Source organism: Streptomyces sp. NPDC021225, from assembly GCF_044332865.1.
Classification (GTDB): Bacteria; Actinomycetota; Actinomycetes; order Streptomycetales; family Streptomycetaceae; genus Streptomyces.
In genome coordinates, this window is record NZ_JBIRPV010000001.1 from 947,874 (window position 1) to 967,998 (window position 20,125).

The 20,125-nt window shown below is 71.9% G+C and carries 19 protein-coding genes; 7 read left to right on the forward strand and 12 right to left on the reverse strand.

What is annotated here, in order from left to right; translation table 11 throughout:
- Positions 1-5 precede the first annotated feature (5 nt).
- The 6 genes from chvE to ACH4S9_RS04390 form a co-directional block, all read right to left on the reverse strand.
- Positions 6-1,121, reverse strand: a complete 1,116-nt coding sequence (gene chvE, locus ACH4S9_RS04365) for a multiple monosaccharide ABC transporter substrate-binding protein (protein ID WP_311722732.1) — start codon at positions 1,119-1,121, stop codon at positions 6-8.
- 36 nt (positions 1,122-1,157) lie between these two features.
- Positions 1,158-2,156: a hypothetical protein gene (locus ACH4S9_RS04370; protein WP_311722733.1), complete on the reverse strand. Its 999-nt coding sequence runs from the start codon at positions 2,154-2,156 to the stop codon at positions 1,158-1,160.
- Between the two features lie 204 nt (positions 2,157-2,360).
- Positions 2,361-3,407, reverse strand: coding sequence for a zinc-binding dehydrogenase (locus tag ACH4S9_RS04375; RefSeq protein WP_398369733.1), 1,047 nt, complete (start codon positions 3,405-3,407; stop codon positions 2,361-2,363).
- Between the two features lie 144 nt (positions 3,408-3,551).
- Positions 3,552-4,715, reverse strand: a complete 1,164-nt coding sequence (locus ACH4S9_RS04380; RefSeq protein WP_311722735.1) for a mandelate racemase/muconate lactonizing enzyme family protein — start codon at positions 4,713-4,715, stop codon at positions 3,552-3,554.
- Between the two features lie 564 nt (positions 4,716-5,279).
- Entirely contained in the window at positions 5,280-6,128 is an 849-nt protein-coding gene (locus ACH4S9_RS04385; protein ID WP_361192769.1) for a hypothetical protein, read from the reverse strand.
- Positions 6,129-6,205: 77 nt separating this feature from the next.
- Complete coding sequence (locus ACH4S9_RS04390) at positions 6,206-6,595, reverse strand: VOC family protein (RefSeq protein WP_385345811.1); 390 nt, start codon at positions 6,593-6,595, stop codon at positions 6,206-6,208.
- Positions 6,596-6,696: 101 nt separating this feature from the next.
- Between ACH4S9_RS04390 and ACH4S9_RS04395 the strand changes: the two genes are divergently transcribed.
- Both ACH4S9_RS04395 and ACH4S9_RS04400 read left to right on the forward strand, forming a co-directional pair.
- Entirely contained in the window at positions 6,697-6,912 is a 216-nt protein-coding gene (locus tag ACH4S9_RS04395; RefSeq protein WP_311722737.1) for a DUF6011 domain-containing protein, read from the forward strand.
- A 196-nt stretch (positions 6,913-7,108) separates the two neighbouring features.
- Positions 7,109-7,630 carry a DUF3515 family protein gene (locus ACH4S9_RS04400; RefSeq protein ID WP_385345813.1) on the forward strand — a complete coding sequence of 174 codons (522 nt, stop codon included), beginning with the start codon at positions 7,109-7,111 and terminating at the stop codon, positions 7,628-7,630.
- Positions 7,631-7,639: 9 nt separating this feature from the next.
- Here ACH4S9_RS04400 and ACH4S9_RS04405 read toward each other — a convergent pair whose 3' ends face one another.
- Both ACH4S9_RS04405 and ACH4S9_RS04410 read right to left on the reverse strand, forming a co-directional pair.
- A complete protein-coding gene (locus ACH4S9_RS04405) occupies positions 7,640-8,491 on the reverse strand; it encodes a hypothetical protein (RefSeq protein ID WP_398369737.1) in 852 nt (283 codons plus the stop codon).
- A 32-nt stretch (positions 8,492-8,523) separates the two neighbouring features.
- Complete coding sequence (locus ACH4S9_RS04410) at positions 8,524-9,174, reverse strand: NAD(P)-dependent oxidoreductase (RefSeq protein WP_398369739.1); 651 nt, start codon at positions 9,172-9,174, stop codon at positions 8,524-8,526.
- A gap of 69 nt (positions 9,175-9,243) precedes the next feature.
- Here ACH4S9_RS04410 and ACH4S9_RS04415 point away from each other — a divergent pair, with 69 nt between their 5' ends.
- Positions 9,244-9,849, forward strand: coding sequence for a TetR family transcriptional regulator (locus ACH4S9_RS04415; RefSeq protein WP_361192694.1), 606 nt, complete (start codon positions 9,244-9,246; stop codon positions 9,847-9,849).
- A 314-nt stretch (positions 9,850-10,163) separates the two neighbouring features.
- Here ACH4S9_RS04415 and ACH4S9_RS04420 read toward each other — a convergent pair whose 3' ends face one another.
- Positions 10,164-10,895, reverse strand: coding sequence for a DUF4232 domain-containing protein (locus ACH4S9_RS04420; protein WP_361192691.1), 732 nt, complete (start codon positions 10,893-10,895; stop codon positions 10,164-10,166).
- A 123-nt stretch (positions 10,896-11,018) separates the two neighbouring features.
- Between ACH4S9_RS04420 and ACH4S9_RS04425 the strand changes: the two genes are divergently transcribed.
- A complete protein-coding gene (locus ACH4S9_RS04425; protein WP_398369742.1) occupies positions 11,019-12,356 on the forward strand; it encodes an alpha/beta hydrolase family protein in 1,338 nt (445 codons plus the stop codon).
- A 21-nt stretch (positions 12,357-12,377) separates the two neighbouring features.
- Here ACH4S9_RS04425 and ACH4S9_RS04430 read toward each other — a convergent pair whose 3' ends face one another.
- Positions 12,378-13,073, reverse strand: coding sequence for a TetR/AcrR family transcriptional regulator (locus ACH4S9_RS04430; protein WP_398369744.1), 696 nt, complete (start codon positions 13,071-13,073; stop codon positions 12,378-12,380).
- A 162-nt stretch (positions 13,074-13,235) separates the two neighbouring features.
- On the opposite strand from ACH4S9_RS04430, the gene ACH4S9_RS04435 reads away from it, so the two are divergent.
- Positions 13,236-15,737 (forward strand): glycoside hydrolase family 3 protein, encoded by a 2,502-nt coding sequence (locus tag ACH4S9_RS04435; protein WP_398370507.1) that lies wholly within the window; start codon positions 13,236-13,238, stop codon positions 15,735-15,737.
- 222 nt (positions 15,738-15,959) lie between these two features.
- On the opposite strand, the gene ACH4S9_RS04440 is transcribed toward ACH4S9_RS04435, so the two are convergent.
- Positions 15,960-16,910, reverse strand: a complete 951-nt coding sequence (locus tag ACH4S9_RS04440) for an SGNH/GDSL hydrolase family protein (RefSeq protein WP_398369746.1) — start codon at positions 16,908-16,910, stop codon at positions 15,960-15,962.
- 326 nt (positions 16,911-17,236) lie between these two features.
- Here ACH4S9_RS04440 and ACH4S9_RS04445 point away from each other — a divergent pair, with 326 nt between their 5' ends.
- Complete coding sequence (locus tag ACH4S9_RS04445; protein ID WP_311722746.1) at positions 17,237-17,731, forward strand: DUF3145 domain-containing protein; 495 nt, start codon at positions 17,237-17,239, stop codon at positions 17,729-17,731.
- Between the two features lie 62 nt (positions 17,732-17,793).
- Positions 17,794-18,690, forward strand: coding sequence for an NAD(P)-dependent oxidoreductase (locus tag ACH4S9_RS04450; RefSeq protein ID WP_398369749.1), 897 nt, complete (start codon positions 17,794-17,796; stop codon positions 18,688-18,690).
- Positions 18,691-18,857: 167 nt separating this feature from the next.
- On the opposite strand, the gene fabF is transcribed toward ACH4S9_RS04450, so the two are convergent.
- Positions 18,858-20,120 carry a beta-ketoacyl-ACP synthase II gene (fabF, locus tag ACH4S9_RS04455; protein ID WP_311722748.1) on the reverse strand — a complete coding sequence of 421 codons (1,263 nt, stop codon included), beginning with the start codon at positions 20,118-20,120 and terminating at the stop codon, positions 18,858-18,860.
- Positions 20,121-20,125 lie beyond the last annotated feature (5 nt).

Genomic DNA, 20,125 nt, shown 5'->3' on the forward strand with positions numbered 1-20,125 from the left:
CATCCCTACTTCAGCTGGCCGGCGGTGTAGTAGCCCTCTTTTACGAGGAGCTGGGTGTTGGACTTGTCGATGCTGACCGGGTTGAGCAGATAGGCCGGCACCGTCTTCTTGCCGTTGTTGTACGACTTGGTGTCGTTGACCTGGGGCTTGCCGCCGGTCAGCTCCGCGGTGGCCATCTGGACGGTGGCCTTGGCGAGCTTGCGGGTGTCCTTGTAGACGGTCTGCGTCTGCTCTCCGCGGATGATGGACTTCACCGAGGCGAGCTCGGCGTCCTGCCCGGACACGGCCGGGTAGGGCTTGTCCTTCGTGCCGTAGCCCACGCCGCGCAGCGCGGACAGGATGCCGATGGACATGCCGTCGTACGGCGAGAGCACGGCGTTGACGTCGGCGTTGCTGTAGGCCGCGTTGAGCAGGTCCTCCATGCGGTTCTGGGCGGCGCTGGCGCTCCACTTCGCCGTGTACAGCTGGTTGAGCTTCGTCTGCTTGCTGCGGACGACGAGCCGCCCGTCGTCGAGGTACGGCTTGAGCACGCTCATCGCGCCGTTGAAGAAGTACCGGGTGTTGTTGTCGTCCGACGACCCGGCGAACAGCTCGATGTTGAACGGGCCCTTCTTGCCCCCCTTGTCCTTGGGCAGCCCGAGCTTGTTCACGAGGTACGTGGCCTGGAGCACGCCGACCTTGAAGTTGTCGAAGGTCGCGTAGTAGTCGACGTACTTCGAACCCAGGATCAGCCGGTCATAGGAGATCACCGGTATGTTCGCGTCATGGGCGCTCTGCAGCACATCGGTCAGCGCGGAGCCGTCGATCGGGGCGATCACCAGCAGCTTGTACTGCTTGGTGATCATGTTCTCCAGCTGGGCCACCTGCGTGCGTACGTCGTCCTCGCCGTACTGCAGGTCCGTCTTGTAGCCCGCCGCCTGGAACTGCTTGGCCATGTTCTTGCCGTCGGCGATCCACCGCTCGGAGGACTTGACCGGCATCGCGATGCCGATGGTGTTGCTGCCGCCGCCTTTGTAGCGGCTGCCGCCGACCGCCTCCTGGCCGCAGGCGGTGGCGGTGAGCGAGAGCGTGAGCAGGGCGGCGAGGGCCGCCAAGGCTCGTACCGCTCTGGCCTTACGCATGATCATCGGGTCGTCCTTCCCTTGTGCGTCCGTGGCTCAGGATTCTTGGGGCGCGGGCTGTGACTGCGCCGTGGCGAAGCGCCGCAGCGGCCCGGGCAGCCGGGAGCCCAGCGGGGACATCCCGCCGTCCGCGCCCAGCCGGGCGAGCATGTCGAGCACGAGCCGGCCGCGGCGTACCCGCTCACGGGCGCTGTTCAGCGCGACATCGCGCAGCTGGGCGCCGTAGGGGTAGATGCCGGGGGACTTGCTGAGCCCGAACTTCAAGTAGATGGGGGCGCCGCGGCGGATCAGCTCGGCGGCGTCGTAGATGCGGACAAAGCCGCCCAGGTCATCGGGGGCCTCCACATAGAAGTCCATCGGGGCGCCGGAGACCCGGCGGATCTCGGTCAGGTGCTCCAGCGTCAGGTCCGAGGGGATGTTGATGGAGTCGGCGCCGAGCTGCTCGTACACCGCGAACGAGGCCGGGTTGACCGGGCCGACCAGCGCGGACAGCTTGAAGGTGGTGTCGGCCGGCAGCTCGCCGCGGTCGCGCAGCTGGTGCAGCAGCCACAGCACGCCCTCGTCCGCGACCAGCAGGCACTTGACGCCCAGCGAGGCGGCGCGCAGCGCGTCCTCGACGCAGCCGGCGACCGCGTCATGGCCGCGGGCGCGCAGGCCGCCGCCGCGGGAGTCGGTACGGGTGGCGGCGCCGATGTCCCAGGTGCCGCGCGGGCCGGTGAACAGGCACAGCTCGGCGTTGCGCTCGGCGCAGGACTCCACCATCTCGGTGATCTCGGAGTCGGTGAGCATCCACACGCCGCTGCCCTGGCTGATCCGGTGGATCGGCACATCGAGGCGACTGGCCTCCTTGAACACGGTGGCCAGCGCCTCGGGCCCCTCCACGGAGGGGATCTCGGTGCGCCAGGTGCCGCCGTCCGGGAAGGAGTGCGGGGAGGCGTCGGCGGGGTCGGCGGCGGGGGCGGAGTGGCCGAGCGACGCGAGGGCCGCGTCGGCGGGGCGGCGGGGGCCGGAGGTGGTGGCTGAGGCGGCGGTCACGGTGCTCCCTGTGGAGTGATGGCCGGTGTTTCGGCGTCCGGCTGCTGTGCTGCCCGGCACGTCGTCGTCCGGGGGTACGGAGTTGATCTCATGGCGCCGTCCGGCCGGTCGGTATGCGGCTAGCGCCGCGTGGTCGGACGACATTCGGGTGGCTGGGTGCACGCCGGTACGGGCCGTGTCAGGGCGGCCCGTACCGGCGCGCGGCTACGGGAGGCCCTGCGGGCGCAGCAGGACCTTGCCGACCTTCGGATCGCCGCTGCCGACCAGGTCGATCGCGGCGCCGAAGTCGGTCAGCGGGAGCTCGTGGGTGACCAGCGGGAGGAGGGACAGCAGCCCGGCGTCGAAGACTCGTACCGCGTGCGCCCATGCGCCGGGCGGGGCGCCGAAGACCGTCTGCACCTCGATCTGGCGCACCACCAGGTCGGTGGGGTCCAGGCCGTCCGCGCCCGCCGCCGGGATGCCGGTGAGCACCAGCCGCCCGCCGCGCCGCAGCAGTGCGGCGGACTCCCGGGCCGCGGAGGCGGAGCCCGCCGTCTCGATAACGATGTCGTACGTCCCGGCCTCGGCCTCTGTACCGGCCTCGGCCAGGGCGTCCCGAGTGTGGAACGCCGTCGCGCCGAAGGACAGCGACAGCTGCTCGCGGTCCCGGCGGGTGCCGACCACGAGCAGCTCGGCGGGGGAGGCGGCGGCGAGGAACTGGACCGCGATCATGCCGAGGGTGCCGGTGCCGACCACCGCGACCCGCTCGCCCGGCTGGGCGTTCGCCTTGAGCGCGGCGGCCGCGATGCACGCGGCGGGCTCCAGCAGCGCGGCGGCCGTGAGGTCGGCGTCGTCGGAGAGCGGGTGCAGCAGCCGGGCGGGCAGGGTGAGGGTGGTGGCCATCGCCCCCGGCTGGGTGAAGCCGGTCTCCTCGTAGCCCGCGGTGCACAGCGTGGTGTCTCCGGCGTGGCAGCGATCGCACACCTGGCAGTTGCGGAACCCCTCGCCGACCACCTTCCGCCCGACCAGCGAGACCGGCACCCCGGCCCCGACGGCCTCGACCGTGCCCGACCACTCATGGCCGGGGGTGACCGGATACCGGACGTATCCCTCGGGCCGGCTCCCCTGGAAGACCTCGCGGTCGCTGCCGCAGATCCCGGAGGCGTGCACCCGCACCCGAGCGTCCCCGGGCCCCGGCTCGGCCACGGGGCGGCGCTCCAGCCGGTGGCTGCCGGGCCCGTCGAGTACGAGGGCGTCTTCTGTGCCGCTCACATCTGCTCCGTTCCTGTCCCGCCCTGGACGGGGACCACCGGGTGGGCCCTCCCGCCGGGCGTGTTCTGCCCCCTCGCCTCCGCGGGAATCGCGTTTGTACACCCCTTCGGGCCAGGACGAGGGATATCCCTACTCACTCGGCACTCACTCGCCGCTGGTCTTTGAGGGTTCCCGCTTCTCCCAGCCCTCGGCCCACAGGTCGAAGCGGGCCTGCTGCTGCGGGAACTCGGCGGCCGCGTCGGTGTCGAGCTCGACGCCGAGGCCGGGCGCGTGGGACAGCTCGAAGTAGCCGTCCACGACCTGCGGGGCGCCCTTGACCACCTTCTTGATGTCCGAGTCGGCGAAGTCGTTGAAGTGCTCGAGGATCTTGAAGTTGGGCGAGGTGAAGCCGACCTGGAGGGAGGCGGCGGTGAGCACGGACCCGCCGACGTTGTGCGGCGCGACGAGCACGTAGTGCGTCTCGGCGGTGGCGGCCAGCTTGCGGGTCTCCCAGATGCCGCCGATGTGGCCGACGTCCGGCTGGATGATGTCCACCGCCTGACTCTCGAAGAGCTCGCGGAACTCGATGCGGTCGTGGATCCGCTCACCGGTGGCGACCGGGATGTCCACCTTGGCCGCGACCTTCTCCAGCGCCTTCAGGTTCTCCGGCGGCACCGGCTCCTCCAGCCAGGCCGGCTTGAAGGGGGCCAGCTCGTTCGCCAGGCGGACGGCGGTGGCGGGGGAGAAGCGGCCGTGCATCTCCAGCATCAGCTCGGCGTCCGGGCCGATCGCGTCCCGCACGGCCTCGATGAGCGAGACCGCGTACAGGGTCTCCTTGTGGTCGAGCTCGAAGTGCCCGGTGCCGAACGGGTCGATCTTCAGCGCCTTGTAACCGCGCTCCATGACCCCCTGGGCGGCCTTGTGGTAGGCCTCCGGCGTCCGCTCGGTCGTGTACCAGCCGTTCGCGTACGCCTTGACCTTGTCCGTCACCTTGCCGCCGAGGAGCTGCCACACGGGCACGCCCAGCGCCTTGCCCTTGATGTCCCAGCAGGCCATCTCGACGCAGGCGATCCCCGACATCACGATTTCGCCCGCCCGGCCGTAGTCGCCGTACTTCATCCGCCGTACCAGGTCCTCTACGGCGAAGGGGTCGGATCCGGCGATGTGATTGGCCTCGGCCTCACGGAGGTAGCCGACCAGTGCGTCGGTGTGGCCGAGCATGCGGGTCTCGCCGACGCCGGTGATGCCCTCGTCGGTGTGGACCTGCACGTAGGTCAGGTTGCGCCAGGGGGTGCCGACGACATGCGTGCTGATTCCGGTGATGCGCAAGGCAGTCTGCCCTTTCGCGAGTGGTGCGTTGCGTGGCGTTCGATATTTCGTCACACGTTCGAAATCCTGGCGTGACGGTAGTCACCGGGCGTAAGGGGTGTCAATGGCCATGCGTCGATCGGTTGTCGAATGATTTTCACGTTTGTGGCGGGGGCCGCGCGGGGGGTCGGCGCGTTCGTTGTCGAACGGATATCGGAGCGGGTCCCGGGGCGGCTCTGGCGTTCCGTGAGGTGCGCCCGACCGCGTGTTCGCGGCCGCCGTGGCTGCTTCCCCTCCCCCGGAGGGCGGCTGCGCGGAGTCACGGGCGGTCACTGAGAGCGGCCGGACCACCCCGAGCGCTGTCCAGTCGTGGGGTGGTCCGGCGTCGCATATGTGGTTGTCGTGCGGGGAACCCGCCCGGCCCAGGGCAGACCTCAGTACCGCTGTCGGCCGCCGGGGCGTGAACGCGTACGGCGCGCCCGTCTGGCACCTGCGCCGATACGGCGATCTCTCCCGGGGACGGCGGTCCGCGAGGTGAGGGAAGAGACCGGACTGGACGTAGAGATCACCGGACTCGTCGGTTGGTTACTTGATCTCTACTCGGATCTCGTTTCGCAGGTCAGCCGCGATCCTGGCGCCCTCTTCGAGGGACAGCTTCTCCTTGGTGGCATCGACCACGATGACCACGCCAACCGAGCTGTGGTCGCCCCAGACGCACAAGGGGGTGGTATCCGGCTGGCCGGGCTCGGCGTCGGCCTTCCGGTACTGACACTTCATGATCCCGTGCTTGAACCCTGCTGGTGACTGCTTCTCCTTACTGCCGATGGATTCGGAGGTCAGGGATCCTTGCTGCGCGATGTCGAAGTACGCGTCCACGGCCTTCTCCGGATCGTCCACATCGCCGTAGAAGCCCACGAAGACGATGCTCTTGTTGTTGTCGAAGTCCGAGTCGGGGTCGGTCGTGTCGAGCGTCGACCAGTTGTTGATGACCTGCCTCCCGTTACTGACGCCGAGCAGGAGCGCCTGGTCGCTCCCCCTGTCCTGCCCCTGGGCTGAATCACCCCAGACCTTGTACTCGCCCAATACGGTGTCCGGCGCGGTGAGTTTGTAGCGCTTTCCGTCATCGGGCACGGTTTCGGAGCCGTCACCGCCCCCGCCGAACAGTGCGAAGCCGCCGGCGATCGCGCCGACAACGATCAGCGCACCGACCGCGATGCCGATGGTCTTCCGCTTGGTGTCACCAGCCTGCGGAGGGGTGGGGGGATACCCCGGCCAGCCTGGGGGCGTGAGGGCTTGCGGGTAGCCATAGCCCCGTTGTTCCGGCGGAGGCTGACTGTGACTCATGGGTGAGATATCCCAACTGGACGCGAGGTTGGACGCTTCGTGGTGCGCTGATTCGATCACCGAAGTATCCCAGTCGCGCGCTGCCACCACCTGCCTACGGTGGAGTAGCGGCGGAGGCATCCGCCCCGTGAACCGATGGGCGGGTTGGGCCGGTTGGGCCTGTTGGCTCAGTGGCCGGCGGACCCGTTCCAGTCGACGAGCTGGACGATGACGCCATTGGGGTCGCGTACCTGGAAGGCGCGCTCACCCCACTCCTCCTCCTTCAGCGGCATGGTGATCGCGACGCCCTCTTCGCGCAGGCGGGCCAGCTCGCCTTCGAGGTCGTCGACGACGAGGGCGAGGATCAGGCCGGCGGCGTGCTCGTCCCGCTGGTCGGCGGGCAGGGACTCCAGCCCGCGGCGCAGGAAGATGACGTTCATGCCGAGGTCGTCGCGCGTCAGGGACGCGAAGCCGTCCGCGGCCATTTGCTCGTGGAACCCGAAGTGTTCGACGAGGAAGGCGCTGGAGGCGGAAACGTCCTCGACGTTGAGGGACACGGCACAAGAGGTGACCTTCACGGGCTCTCCTTACGAGATCGCACTGACCAGTTTCTCTATACACAGTACACTATACTGCGTATAGAGAAACTGGCTGTGGGGCGGCCTGGTACACCTGAGTCATGACCGCCGACGACCCCACCACGCTGCCCGGCCTCGGCGCGGAGCCCGCCACCCCGCGACGCCGTGTCACCTGCCGCATGTGCGGGCGGCCGTTGCGGGGGCGTGAGGCGCGGCTGTGGGGGCTCGGGGACGAGTGCCGGGCCAAGTTGGCGGTGCGGAGCGCGCCGAGGCCGCCCGCGCGTGATGTCGAGCAGGACACGCTGCCGGGGATCTGACGGCGGCGCGCTGCCGGGGGTGCCGGGGCGGTTTCGCCGGACCCGATGGCTGACCGCCGATGCGCCGGTGGGAGCATGATCCGGAAGGCTGACGGAGGCCGGCCGACGGATTCTCAGAAGCATGCCGTGATCACTCCTTGGCGCCGCGCTGCTTCCTGCGCGGCGGTCGGCCGTCCGGCGGAGGTGTGGGTTGTTGATGACGGGACGTCTTTCTCGCACGGCGCGGATCGCCGTTGGCGTGGCCGCCGCCGGGCTGGTTGTCGCCGGTGTTCTCGTGGTGCGTGAGGTGAGCTCGCCCGCGTACGGCGTGGAGGCGGCGCCGAGGGGCGACGCGCCTGAGTGCGGGCGGATCGCGAAGGGCTATCCGGCCGACCTGGCCGGGCGGGAGCGCGCTCGTGGCGGGGCGCCCGGGGTCGCTGTGTGGGGTGACCGGGCGGTGATACTGCGCTGTGGGGTGCGCCCGCCCCTGCCGACCGTCGACGCGTGCGTGAACGTCGACGGTGTGGACTGGGTGGTCGAGGAGGCGAAGCTCAGCACCGACCGGAAGGTCCTCGTCTCTTACGGCCGGGACCCGGCGGTGGAGGTTTTGGTCTCCGACCGGGTCGCCGAGATCGACGGTGTCCTGGTGGAGTTGAGCAAGGCCGTGAAGCCGATCCGGCAGGAGCGGAAGTGTCTGTCCCTCAGCGACGTCCCACGGGGCGGCGGCTACGCGCACTGAGCGCCGCCGTCAGTGCGATGCGCGCTTGCCCCCCGTCTGGCGGTCGCGCTCGTAGACCTCCTCGGGCGCGAGGAGTTCGGTCGCGCCGGTGAAGCGGAGGAACTCGGGGTCCAGGCAGTTGTCCCAGTCGTCGGCGCAGCGGTGCTGCCAGGAGGGGCCGTCCCAGTCGTCGTCCTCGCGGGCGCGGTGGACGACCCGGCCCCGCCAGCGGTACTCGATCAGCGTGGCGGCCGGGTGGTCGTCGGCGAACGGGGCGAGCCAGCCGGGGTCGATGGCGGCGAGCGGCTCGCCCCAGTCGGTCGGGGTGGTGGGGGTGGGCAGGGCCGTCGGCGGCGGGTCGGGCAGCGGGGTCGCGGGCGTGGCCATGGGGCCGACCTCGGCGTCACGGTTGTTGCCGGTGCGGTAACTGCCGTTGACGGACAGCCGCCACGAGCCGTCGGGGTGGCGCCGCCACGCCGCCTCGGGGGCGTCGGCCTCGGGCGCGACGGGCGGGCGGTCGCCGGTCGTGGTCGCCACCCGCACCTCGTCGAAGCCGTACCGGCAGTACCGGTACGGGCCGTCGTTCACATCCTCCTGCCAGATCAGGTCCAGTTCGCGGCCCTCGTTGTAGTGCCGGCCCCAGACCGCGCCGTAGAGGTAAGGGGCGTGGTCCTGGCAGAAGTTCACGATGTCGGGGCTTTTGCCCGAGCCGTACTGGATGTCGACGTAAGCCCCCTCCGGGCCGCACCGGGTCACCACCGGGACGTGGTACGAACCGCCGCGGCCGAGCAGCATCCAGGTGATCCACTGTGCCTCGACACCGTTGATGCGGTCGCCGGGGCGGGCGTAGACCCGTATGGCGTCGGTGAGGATGTTCGACATGCGCTCATGGTGTCATCCGGCGTGGCGCAGGTTCAGTTGGCGATCCCCACCGTGTGGCGCACCGTGTCCGGGTCGGCCAGGCAGGTCAGCAGCGCGTCCGCCACATCGGCGCGGCTGATGGTCATGCCGCCCGGGACGTTGTCGTCGATCACGCGCCGATACGTGCCCGTGTGGGGCTTGTCCGTGAGCTTGGGCGGCCGTACGACGGTCCACTGCGTGTTGCTCGCGCTGATCGCCTGCTCCATGGCCGCCAGGTCCGCGTAGAGGTCTCGCAGCATCCTGCGCAGCAGCGGATAGACCATCACGCGGGTGAGCGCGCCCTCGCCCTCGGCCACGGGGCCGACCGGGGCGGCGCTGATGGCCGACAGCCGGCGTACGCCCGCCTGGTCCATGGCCGTGGCGATCGCGCGCAGGGCGGTGCCGGCGATGGGGGTGCTCTTGGCCTGTGCGTTGTTCGTCGGGCCCACGGCGGAGATCACCGCGTCCCGGCTGGCCACGTGGGGGAGCAGTGGCTCGTGGTGGGTGAGGTCGGGGACGGTGACCACCTCGAGCCGCGGATGGGCGGGGACGGGCAGCCGCGCGGGGTCGCGCACCACCGCGGTCACCTGGTGTCCCGAGTCGAGGGCCTGCTGCACGACGTGACGGCCGACGCCGCCGGTGGCGCCGAACACGGTGAGCTTCATGGGGTTCCCTTCAGGGGCAAGGGGGGTGAGTGAGCACTTACTCACCCCCGTCTCCGGTAGGGTGAGTGAATGCTCACCCCGAAGTCAAATCGGCCCACCCCGGAGCGTCTGCTGGACGCCGCCGAGAAGCTGATGCGCACCACCGGACTGGCCAACGCCACCACCAAGGCCATCGCACGCGAGGCGGGCTGCTCGGAGGCGGCGCTCTACAAGCACTTCGCGAACAAGGAGGAGTTGTTCGTGCGGGTGCTCACCGAGCGCTCGCCCAACGCCGGGCCACTTCTCGCCGCGCTCACCGGCGACCCGGGGGAGCGCACCGTCGAGGAGCGCCTGGCGGAGATCGCCCGCCACGCCTCGCTCTTCTACGCCGACGCCATGCCGATGGCGGCCTCCCTCTTCGCGGAGCCGGCGCTGCTCAACCGCCACCGGGACGGCATCCAGCAGATCGGCAGGGGCCCGCACATGGTGCTGGAGGCGCTGACCGGCCATCTGCGGCGGGAGCGCGAACGCGGGCGGATCCGGGCCGACGCCGACCCGCGCGCCGCTGCCGCGCTGCTGCTCGGCGCCTGTTTCCAGCGGGCGTTCTTTCTGCACTTCTCGGGCGAGGACGCGGTGCAGCCGGTGGCGGAGTTCGCGCCGGCCGTGGCCCGTACGGTGTGGGCGGCGGTCGGGTGAGCCCGTCCCCGGGAGGCCTCTCGGGAGGCGTGCCAACTGCGCTGTCGCCGAAGGGCCTTGCGTATGATGCGGGCGGTCTCGCAGCCGCGGGGCCCTTGTGCGTTTCTTATGAGAAAGGCGGACCACCACCGTGTCCGATCACCAGGAGGACGAGGTCCACGAGGTGCTCGACGAGCTGGAAGACGCCCTGGAGGACATGGGCATCGACGTCGAGATCGACGGCGACTGAGCGGCGGGGGTAGCCGACGCCCGTTGGCTACCCTTCTCGTGCGAGCCAGTCCGCGAGCGTGGCGAAGCCGGCGAACCGCCCTTGTCTACCGCGTGGTGGTCCAGGCGCTCTGTCCGGGAGACGGGCTGGTCGAGGACGTCTCCTCCGGGGCGGACCAGGGGCTTACGCCCAGTTTGCCGGTGTTGCCGAGGTCGAGCATTTCGGTCACCGTGTGCGCGGGGCGCCCCGTGGCCGGAGTGACCTCCACCTGGCTGCCGGTGACGGCCGGGGTCGTCGCGTCGGTCACGGTGTTCCGCCACGCCAGGCCCGCCACCGCCTTCTCGCCGGGCCGCAGCGTGACCGGCCGCGGAGCGGCGTCGAAGTTGTCGAGGGTGGCGATGCCCGCGGACCCGTGGCTGACGCGGATGTCCAGTGCCTTTCCGTCCTCGTCCAGGACGCGGATGGCCGGATAGCCGTTCAGCGTGTACGTCTTCTTGCCGCAGTTGACCAGCTCCAGGGTCATGACGCGCAGGCCCATCGCGGCGCTCGGCTCCTCGCCCCGGACGGACACGCCGGCCGGTGAGCAGGTGGGCGGCGCGGTGGGGGTGGCGGTCGTCAGGTCGCCGTAGCGGGGGCCGTCCTGGAGGCGGTCGGGGGCGACGGGGGCGGGCGGCGGGGCGGGCGCCGCGACCGACTCGGAGGCGGGCTTGGTGCCGCAGGCGGTGAGCAGGCCGAGCAGGCCCGCCGTCGTGGCCAGCGCGGCCCGGTGGCGAAGGGGCGACCTACGGGGTGCGGCCGGGGCCGTCGGTCTGTCGGCCTCTGGGCCACTTGTCGTCATGGCGTCATCCTCGCACGGTCGGGCGTGAGTTCGAGTGGTGTCGCGGGTATCCCGACGAAAGTCGGATACGGACCTGGCGATCGGCAGTGGGGCGGGGGCCCGGCGCCGGGCCAGAGTCGGGACATGCGATTCATGACTTCCGCCGCGTCGCGGCTCTCACGGCGTCAACTGATCGGCGGCCTGGCCGCCACGGGGGCCGCGGTGGCCCTCGGGTCCGCCTCCCTCGCCTCCGGAGCGGTGACCCCCGGCAAGGGCCGCAAGGGCGGCACAGAACAGGCGCGCGACGGCGACGCCGTACGGGTCGAGTTGCCCGCGCCCACCGGCCGCCACCCGGTCGGGATGACCGAGCTGCACCTCGTGGACCAGGGGCGGAAGGAGCGGTGGGGGCCCGGGGACCGGGAGCTCATGGTGAGCGTGTGGTACCCGGCGCGGCAGGGGGCGGACGGGGCCTCGGCCCCGTATATGCGGGCGGGCGCGGCCGCGGCGTTCGGGGCGGGCGCCGCGCGGATCCTCCGGATCGAGCCCGGTGCCGTCGACTGGGCCGGGTTCACCACGCACGCCCGCGAGGGGATGGATGTGGCGCCCGGGCTGGGGCCCAGGCCCGTGGTGCTGTACTCGCCCGGGATGTACAACGAGCGCACGCTGGACACCGACGCGGTGGCGGAACTGGCCTCGCGGGGCTATGTCGTGGTGACCGTCGACCCGACCTACGAGGCACACGCGGTGGAGTTCCCGGGCGGCAGGGTCGTCGAGGCGTCGTCGGAGATCGGCAAGATCGAGCCGGTGGCCGAGCGGAACAAGACCGTGCTGGAGGTGCGCGTGGCCGATGTCCGGTTCGTGCTGGACCGGCTGGAGGCGCTGGCGCGCGGCGACAACCCGGACGCCGGACGGCGCCGGCTGCCCGGCGGGCTGGGCGCGGCGCTGGACATGGGGCGGGTCGGGATGTTCGGCCACTCGCTCGGCGGCATGACGACGGCGGAGGCCATGCGGCTGGACCGGCGGATCCGCGCCGGGGTCAACCTGGACGGGCCGCTCGGTTACGACTGGGCGGACCCCGATCTGCTGCTGCCGGTCGCGCACAGCGGGCTCGACCGGCCGTTTCTGCTGATGGGCGCGTGGCTGGACACCAAGTCGGAGCGGCTGCCGCACACCCATGAACACTCGCCGTCGTGGCGGGCGCTGTGGCAGAACTCCACGGGCTGGAAGCGCGACCTGTGGACACGGACGGCCGAGCACAACTCGTTCACCGACTACGAGATCGTCCTCCCCGCCCTCGCCGAGCGCCTGACGCTGCCGGAGGGGCTGCGGAAGCAGATGATCGGCACCGTGGACCCGGCCCGTTTCTCGGCGAGCCGGCGGGCGTACCTCACGGCGTTCTTCGACCGGCATCTGCGCGGGCTGCACCGGCCGCTGCTGGACGGGCCGTCCCCGCGCCACCCGGATGTGGCGTTCATCGGCTGAGCGGGGTGACGACGACGGGCGTCAGCCGCGCGGCGGCGCCGACTGCCCCAGCAGGGTGAGGAAGGAGCGGAAGGCGGCGGGCATGTCCAGCGCCTCCGGGTCGTGCAGCCACTGGTACTGGAGCCCGTCCATCACCGCCACCAGCAGTGGCGCGGCCTCCTCGGGCGTGAGCCCGCCGGGCAGCCGGTCGCCGAACTCGCCGCGGAGGGTGGCCGCCATGTCGGCGCGCACATGCTCATAGCGCCGGGTGAAGTACTCGCGGGCCGGGTGGTCCTCGGTGACGCTCTCGCCGAGGAGGGCGGAGAAGGTCTGCACGATGCCCGGCCGCATGGCGTTGTACTCCACCAGCGAGGCGAGCAGATCCAGCGGCCAGGCGCCCGACTCGCCCTTCCGCGCCGAGCCGGTGTCCCACTGGTCGCGCTCCTCGAGCACCGCGACGAGCAGCGACTCCTTGGTGGGGAAGTAGTGGAGCAGGCCCTGCTGGGTCAGGCCGACGCGCTCGGCGACCGCGCCCAGGGTGGCGCCCCGGTAGCCGCGCTCGGCGATGACCTCGAGCGCGCAGCGTACGATCTCGGCGCGCCGCTCCCCGCCGCGCGCCCCGCGTCTGGTGCCGCCGGGGCCGCGGCCGCCGTGGCCGCCACCACCCCGGCCACCCCCGCCGCCCCGCGTCCCCTCGGCCATCGCCGTCTCCGCCTTCCCGCTCGTGCCGTTTGTCATATGCCGTCGCCCGACCGTACGGCATTCCCGGATCGGCGCGGCCAGCCGAAATCGCATAACGAAAAGATAACTATACCTACCTGGCTACAGGTCATCGCGGGCGGTTACGGCCACCATGGCCTGAACCGTCAGCACTGATCAGGAGGTGGCGCGGTGAAGGCCGTGGAGAACGCGCTCGGCAAGCTCGATCTGGACACCAAGGCGCGGCTGCTCTCCGGCCAGGACATGTGGTCGCTGCCCGCCGTCCCCGAGATCGGGCTGCGGTCGCTGGTGATGTCGGACGGCCCGATCGGCGTGCGCGGGGTGCACTGGAGCGCCGACGACCCGTCCATCGCCCTGCCCAGCCCCACCGCCCTGGCCGCCACCTGGGACCCCGCCCTCGCCCGCCGCGCCGGCCACCTCCTCGCCCAGGAGGCGCGCCGCAAGGGCGTGCACGTGCTGCTGGCGCCGACGGTCAACCTGCACCGCTCGCCGCTGGGCGGCCGCCACTTCGAGGCGTACAGCGAGGACCCGTACCTCACCGGCGAGATCGGCACCGGCTATGTGACCGGCGTCCAGGAGGGCGGGGTGGGCACCACCGTCAAGCACTTCGTCGCCAACGACGCCGAGACCGAGCGCTTCACCGTCGACAACAGGGTCAGCGCCCGCGCCCTGCGCGAGCTGTACCTGGCCCCCTTCGAAGCCATCGTCAAGAACGCCCGCCCCTGGGGCGTCATGGCCGCCTACAACGGCGTCAACGGCTCGACCATGACCGAGCACCGCGAGCTGCAGCAGGGGGTGCTGCGCGGCGAGTGGGGGTTCGACGGCTTCATCGTCTCCGACTGGCTGGCCGCCCGCGACACCGTACGGGACCTGCTCGGCGGGCTCGACGTCGCCATGCCGGGGCCGCGCACCGTCTACGGCGAGGCGCTGGCCGCCGCCGTACGGGCCGGGGAGGTCCCCGAGGCCGATGTGGACGAGGCGGTGCGCCGCGTGCTGACCCTCGCCGCCCGCGTCGGCGCGCTGGACGGTGCGGACCCGGCGGTGGCCGCCGCCGACCGGCCCGAGCCCATTGATAACGCTGCCGGCGAGGCCCTGGCCCGTGAGATCGCCCGGCGCTCCTTCGTGCTGCTGCGCAACGAGCCCGCGACACCTGGGCGGGGTCGCCCCGCCCTGCCGCTCGACCCCGCCCGCCTGACGAGCGTCGCGCTGCTCGGCGCGGCGGCCCGCGACGCCCGGGTGCTCGGCGGCGGCTCCGCCCAGGTCTTCCCCGAGCGCGTCGTCTCGCCGCTGGAGGGGCTGCGCGCCGCCCTGCCCCCGGACGTGCTGACCTACGCCGTCGGCGCCGACCCCACCGATGAACTCGCCCCGGCGTCCCAGGGGTTCGAGCTGAGCGCCACCGTACGCGCCGAGGACGGCCGGACGCTGGGGGAGTCGCGGCTGCCCAACGGGGAGGTGCGCTGGCTCGGCGACTTCCCGGCGGGGGTGACGTACGAGGAGCTGCACACCGTCGAGATCACCGGCACCTTCACCCCGCGCGAATCCGGCCGCCACACTTTCGGCACCCGGGGCCTCGGCAGGTTCCGGCTGACCGTCGACGGCAAGGTGCTCTACGACGGGGTGCAGGACATGATGGAGGATGCGCGCGACCCCTTCGAGGCGTTCTTCGGCGAGCCCGAGCCGCGCGCGACCGCCGAGCTGACGGCGGACAAGCCCGTACGGATCAGCCTCACCTGCGTGGTCGTCAAGATCAAGGACGCGCCGCTGCAGGCCGTTGTCCTCGGCCTGATGCACCGCGCCCCCGAGCGCGACGCCGACGAGCTGATCGAGGAGGCCGTGGCGGCAGCGGCGGCCGCCGAGGTCGCCGTGGTGGTGGTCGCCACCACCGAGCGCGTCGAGAGCGAGGGCTTCGACCGTTCCGATCTGCGGCTGCCGGGCCGTCAGGACGAGCTGGTACGGCGCGTGGCCGCGACCGGCACCCCTACCGTCGTGGTCGTCAACTCCGGTTCGCCGGTGGAGATGCCATGGCGCGAGGACGTCGCCGCGGTGCTGCTGAGCTGGTTCCCGGGCCAGGACGCGGGCCTCGCGCTCGCGGACGTCCTGCTCGGCGCCGAGGAGCCCGGCGGCCGGCTGCCCACCACCTGGCCGGCCCGGCTGGCCGACGCCCCGGTGACCCGGGTCCGGCCGACGGACGGCCGGCTGTGCTACGACGAGGGCGTGTTCATCGGCTACCGCGCCTGGGAGCGGCGCGCGGCACAGCGGCCGCAGGACGCTCCGGCCCCCGCGTACTGGTTCGGCCACGGCCTCGGGTACACCGAATGGACCTACGAGTCGGCCGAGTTCACCCCGGCGGCGGAGCCGGGCGGCGACACTCTGGGCACGCTCACCGTCGAGGTCCGCAACACCGGGGCGCGGGCGGGCCGGGAGGTGGTCCAGGTCTATCTCGCGGTGCCCGAGGGCGACGGCGAGGAGCGCCCGGTGCGCCGCCTCGCCGGGTTCGCCTCCGTCACCGCCGGGCCGGGCGAGCGGGCCCGCGCCGACATCGTGCTGCCGCGCCGGGCCGCGGAGGTCTGGGACGAGGCGGCGCACGCGTGGCGGCTGGTCCCCGGCGCATACGCCGCGCAGGCGGGCCGCAGTGTCGCCGACCGCCCCCTGTCCGTGCGGGTGCCGGTGACCGGCGAGTGAGCCGAAGGGGCGCGGCCGCCCGCGCCGGAGGCGCTGATGTCACGGTGAAAGTGGAGAGCGCGCGGAGGCCCTGAGGCTGCCGTCAATATGCGGCTACCGCCGCGTGGAGGGCCGAGCACGGTCGACCGTCGACAGGGGGCACCCCCGGCCGAAGGCTGGGGGAGGCTGTAGCGCCCCGGCGGGGGCACCTCCCAGCGGTAGCTGGGGGAGAACCGAGCCCGGTTATGGCGCAGTGATGCGGCGGTAGGCCATGTCGGCGAGCTGCTGCTGGCCCTCCTTGCTCGGGTGGAACCAGTCCCACCGGCTCAACTCGTCCTCCGAGAACTGGTAGTTGTGCACCGCGCCGTCGTACCGGCACAGCGCGTCCTGGGCGCAGACGGACTTCAGCGCGGTGTTGTACTCGTCCACCCGGTTCTCCACCCGGCGGCGCCGCTCCACCGCCGCCGGGTCGGTGGCGTCGGCGTCCTTCAGCATCGACGGGCAGATCCCCAGCTTCCAGATCTGCCGGCCCAGCACGTTCTTGCGCCCCTCGGACCACAGCCGCTTCAGGTCGGGCACGCTGGCCACATACACCTGGGTCTTGGGCAGTTCGCGGCGCAGCGTCTTGAGCGCGGCGTCGAAGGCGGCCTGGAACGCGGCCGTCGGGGTCATGTCGTCGACCGAGTCCCGGCAGGCGTCGTTGGCGCCGATCAGGACGGTCACCAGCTCCGGCTTGTGGCCGACGGCCGACTGGATCTGCCCGGACAGATCGGACATCACCGCGCCCGTCTTGGCGTAGTTCCAGCTGCGCGCGCCGGAACGGGAGGAGGCGGGGAGCAGCCGGCGGGCGAGGCTGTTCACCTCCGTCCCGGTGGACCAGGACACCTCGGGGCAGTCGGACAGCACCGAGCAGGCGTCGAAGCCACGGGTGATGGAGTCCCCGAGGGAGGCGATGGAGCCGGGCTTGGTGTTCCACAGGACGCTGGGCTTGGCGGCGGGGCGCTTGCCGCCCCGTGGGCCGCCCGGGTGGGAGGCGTCGTCGGAGCCGCCGAAACAACCCCCCGACGCGAGCACGGCGCCGGCTGTGAGCACGGCGACGGCGGTACGGGTGGCGGTACGGGTCGTGGTCGTGGTGGTGGGCGCGGACGTGGCCGTGAGCGTCGGCCGGACCCGGCGTGCTGCGCTGCCCCGCATGGCTGTTCCCCCTCCGACTGTTGGGTGATTCTGTCCAGGACCGACGGTACGTCACTCCTCCGGTCGCGCCGCGCGGTAGCTTTTTCCCGTGCCAGTTGAGCTCCGCCCCTGGCGGGAGCGGGAGCGTTCCGGTACGGCTAAGTTACCCGGCGTCACATGCTGTCCGTTTTCATAAGGATTCTGCCCGAGAAATTTCACTGCTGGTAACCTCGGGGCTGGTGCGAGGGTGATCATTAGGGCAGAATGTCTAGTGCTGTCCCGGGCGTCACCGATACGGGCACGAGGCCGCTGGGGAAGGCGTACCTCGAACCGCACAGGAGGCCCAGGTGACGACACGTGGAGTTCTGTACGTGCACTCCGCTCCGCGCGCGCTGTGCCCACACGTCGAATGGGCCATCGCGGGCGTACTCGGCGTGCGCGTAACCCTCGACTGGATCAAGCAGCCCGCCGCTTCCGGCACTTGGCGCGCCGAGTTCTCCTGGCAGGGCGAGGTCGGCACCGCCTCCAAACTGGCCTCCGCGCTCCGCGGCTGGCACCTGCTGCGCTTCGAGGCGACCGCCGAGCCGTGCGCCACGGCCGAGGGCGAGCGCTACAGCTCCACCCCCGACCTCGGCATCTTCCACGCCGTCACCGGCATGCACGGCGACATCCTGATCCCCGAGGACCGGCTGCGCGCCGCGCTCGCGCGCTCGGCGCGCGGGGAGAGCGATCTGCACGCCGAGGTCGCCAAGCTGCTCGGCAAGCCCTGGGACGACGAGCTGGAGCCCTTCCGCTACGCGGGGGAGGGCGCGCCCGTCCGCTGGCTCCACCAGGTGGTCTGAGCACGGCACGTCACCCGGCCCGTCCTTGCCCTGGAGTCCGCTCCAGGCCCTAGCGTTCAGCCATGACGACCGAGAACCTCCCCACCCCCCGTCCCGCCCGATCCATCGCGGTCCTCGGCACCGGCATCATGGGCTTCCCCATGGCCCGTAACCTCGCCGGGGCCGGGCTCGAGGTCCGCGCGTGGAACCGCACCCGGAGCAAGGCCGAGGGGCTCGCCGCCCACGGCGTGCGCGTCGCCGACACCCCCGCCGAGGCCGTGGACGGCGCAGACGCCGTCCTCACCATGCTGTACGACGGCCCGGCCGCCCTCGACGCGATGCGGCAGGCCGCCCCGGCGCTGCGCCCCGGCATGGTGTGGTCCCAGTCCACCACCGCCGGCCTCGGCGGCCTCGACGCCCTCGCCGCGTTCGCCCGGGAGAGCGGGCTGGTCTTCGTCGACGCCCCCGTACTGGGCACCAAGCAGCCCGCCGAGAGCGGACAGCTGCTGGTGCTCGCCGCGGGCCCGGAGTCGGCCCGTACGGTCCTGGCCCCCGTCTTCGAGGGGATCGGCAGCCGGACCCTGTGGGTGGGCGACAACGGCGAGGAAGGGGCGGCCAGCCGGCTCAAGCTGGTGGCCAACAGCTGGGTGCTCACCGTCACCCACGGCACCGCCGAGGCGCTCGCCCTCGCCAAAGGGCTCGGCGTGGACCCGCGCGCCTTCCTGGACGCCGTCGCGGGCGGGTCGCTGGACATGGGCTATCTGCGGGCCAAGTCGGACCAGTTGCTGGGCGGCCGCCTGGAGGCCAGCTTCGCGACCAGGACCGCGGAGAAGGACGCGCGGCTGATCGTCGAGGCGGGGGAGGGGGCCGGGGTGCGGATGGATGTGGTGGCCGCGGGGGCGGAGCGGTTTCGGAGGGCGGCGGAGCTTGGGCATGGCGAGGAGGACATGGTGGCGTCGTACTTCGCGAGCTTCGGCTGACGCGCCGCGCCTGCGGCGGGCCTTGTCCCCTACCCGCCGCTTCCCGAAACTGGGGGCAAGCCCCCAGACCCCCGGACGCCCTTCGGGCGTGTCCTCAAGCGCCGGACGGGCTGGAACTAGCCCGTCCGGCGCTTGAGGACCGGGGTCCGGGGCGGAGCCCCGAGGGGTCAGACCGTGCGGAAGGCCAGGACCACGTTGTGGCCGCCGAAGCCGAACGAGTCGTTGAGCGCCGCGATGGTGCCCGCCGGGAGGGGGCGGGGTTCGCCGCGCACGATGTCGCCGTCCGCCTCGGGGTCGAGGCTGTCGAGGTTGATCGTCGGCGGGGCCAGCCGGTGGTACAGGGCCAGCACCGTGGCCACCGTCTCCACGCCGCCCGCGCCACCGAGCAGGTGACCGGTCATCGACTTGGTGGCGGAGATCGCCATGTGGTCGACGTCGTGGCCGAAGACCTTGCGCAGCGCCTTCAGCTCCGCCACATCGCCCTGCGGGGTCGAGGTCGCGTGCGCGTTAACGTGCACGATCTCGGCCGGCTTGAGCTCGGTGGAGTCGACCAGGTTCTGGAGGGCGTGGGCGATGCCGTTGCCGGACGGCTCCGGCTGGGTGATGTGGTGCGCGTCGGCCGAGATGCCCTGGCCGACGGCCTCGGCGTAGACCCGCGCGCCGCGGCGGGCGGCGTGGTCGGCCGACTCCAGGACGACGATGCCGGCGCCCTCGCCCATCACAAAGCCGTTGCGGTCGGTGTCGTACGGCCGCGAGGCGCCCTGCGGGTCCTCGTTGTTCTTCGACATCGCCATCATGTTGCCGAAGGCCACGATGGGCAGCGGGTGGATGGCCGCCTCGGTGCCGCCCGCGATGACCACGTCGGCGCGGCCGGTGCGGATCATCTCGATGGCGTAGCCGATGGCCTCCGCGCCCGACGCACAGGCGCTGACCGGGGTGTGGACACCGGCACGGGCGCCGACCTCAAGGCCGACGTTGGCCGCGGGGCCGTTGGGCATCAGCATCGGCACGGTGTGCGGGGACACCTTGCGGACGCCCTTCTCGCGCAGCACGTCGTGCTGGTCGAGGAGGGTGGTCACACCGCCGATGCCGGAGGCCACGACCGCGCCGAGCCGGTCGGGGTCGACCGTCGGGTCCTCGCCCGCCCTGGCGGTGAAGCCGGCGTCCGCCCAGGCCTCACGGGCCGCGATCAGCGCGAACTGCGCCGAGCGGTCGAGCTTGCGGGCGTGCGGACGCGGGATGACGGTGCCTGGTTCCACCGCGATCCGCGCGGCGATGCGGACCGGCAGATCGGCCGCCCAGTCCTCTTCGAGGAGACGGACGCCAGAACGCCCGGCGAGCAGTCCCTCCCAGGTGGAGGCGGTGTCGCCACCCAGCGGCGTCGTGGCACCAACACCGGTGACGACCACGGTGCGATTGGTCGAGCTCACAGGAT

What these genes read in the sequence shown, in the direction of transcription:
- chvE (WP_311722732.1), bottom strand. Translation starts at nt 1,121, where the DNA reads ATGCGTAAGGCCAGAGCGGTACGAGCCTTGGCGGCCCTCGCCGCCCTG.
- ACH4S9_RS04395 (WP_311722737.1), top strand. Translation starts at nt 6,697, where the DNA reads ATGACCGCCGACGACCCCACCACGCTGCCCGGCCTCGGCGCGGAGCCC.
- ACH4S9_RS04400 (WP_385345813.1), top strand. Translation starts at nt 7,109, where the DNA reads ATGACGGGACGTCTTTCTCGCACGGCGCGGATCGCCGTTGGCGTGGCC.
- ACH4S9_RS04405 (WP_398369737.1), bottom strand. Translation starts at nt 8,491, where the DNA reads ATGTCGAACATCCTCACCGACGCCATACGGGTCTACGCCCGCCCCGGC.
- ACH4S9_RS04410 (WP_398369739.1), bottom strand. Translation starts at nt 9,174, where the DNA reads ATGAAGCTCACCGTGTTCGGCGCCACCGGCGGCGTCGGCCGTCACGTC.
- ACH4S9_RS04415 (WP_361192694.1), top strand. Translation starts at nt 9,244, where the DNA reads ATGCTCACCCCGAAGTCAAATCGGCCCACCCCGGAGCGTCTGCTGGAC.
- ACH4S9_RS04420 (WP_361192691.1), bottom strand. Translation starts at nt 10,895, where the DNA reads ATGACGACAAGTGGCCCAGAGGCCGACAGACCGACGGCCCCGGCCGCA.
- ACH4S9_RS04425 (WP_398369742.1), top strand. Translation starts at nt 11,019, where the DNA reads ATGCGATTCATGACTTCCGCCGCGTCGCGGCTCTCACGGCGTCAACTG.
- ACH4S9_RS04430 (WP_398369744.1), bottom strand. Translation starts at nt 13,073, where the DNA reads ATGACAAACGGCACGAGCGGGAAGGCGGAGACGGCGATGGCCGAGGGG.
- ACH4S9_RS04440 (WP_398369746.1), bottom strand. Translation starts at nt 16,910, where the DNA reads ATGCGGGGCAGCGCAGCACGCCGGGTCCGGCCGACGCTCACGGCCACG.
- ACH4S9_RS04450 (WP_398369749.1), top strand. Translation starts at nt 17,794, where the DNA reads ATGACGACCGAGAACCTCCCCACCCCCCGTCCCGCCCGATCCATCGCG.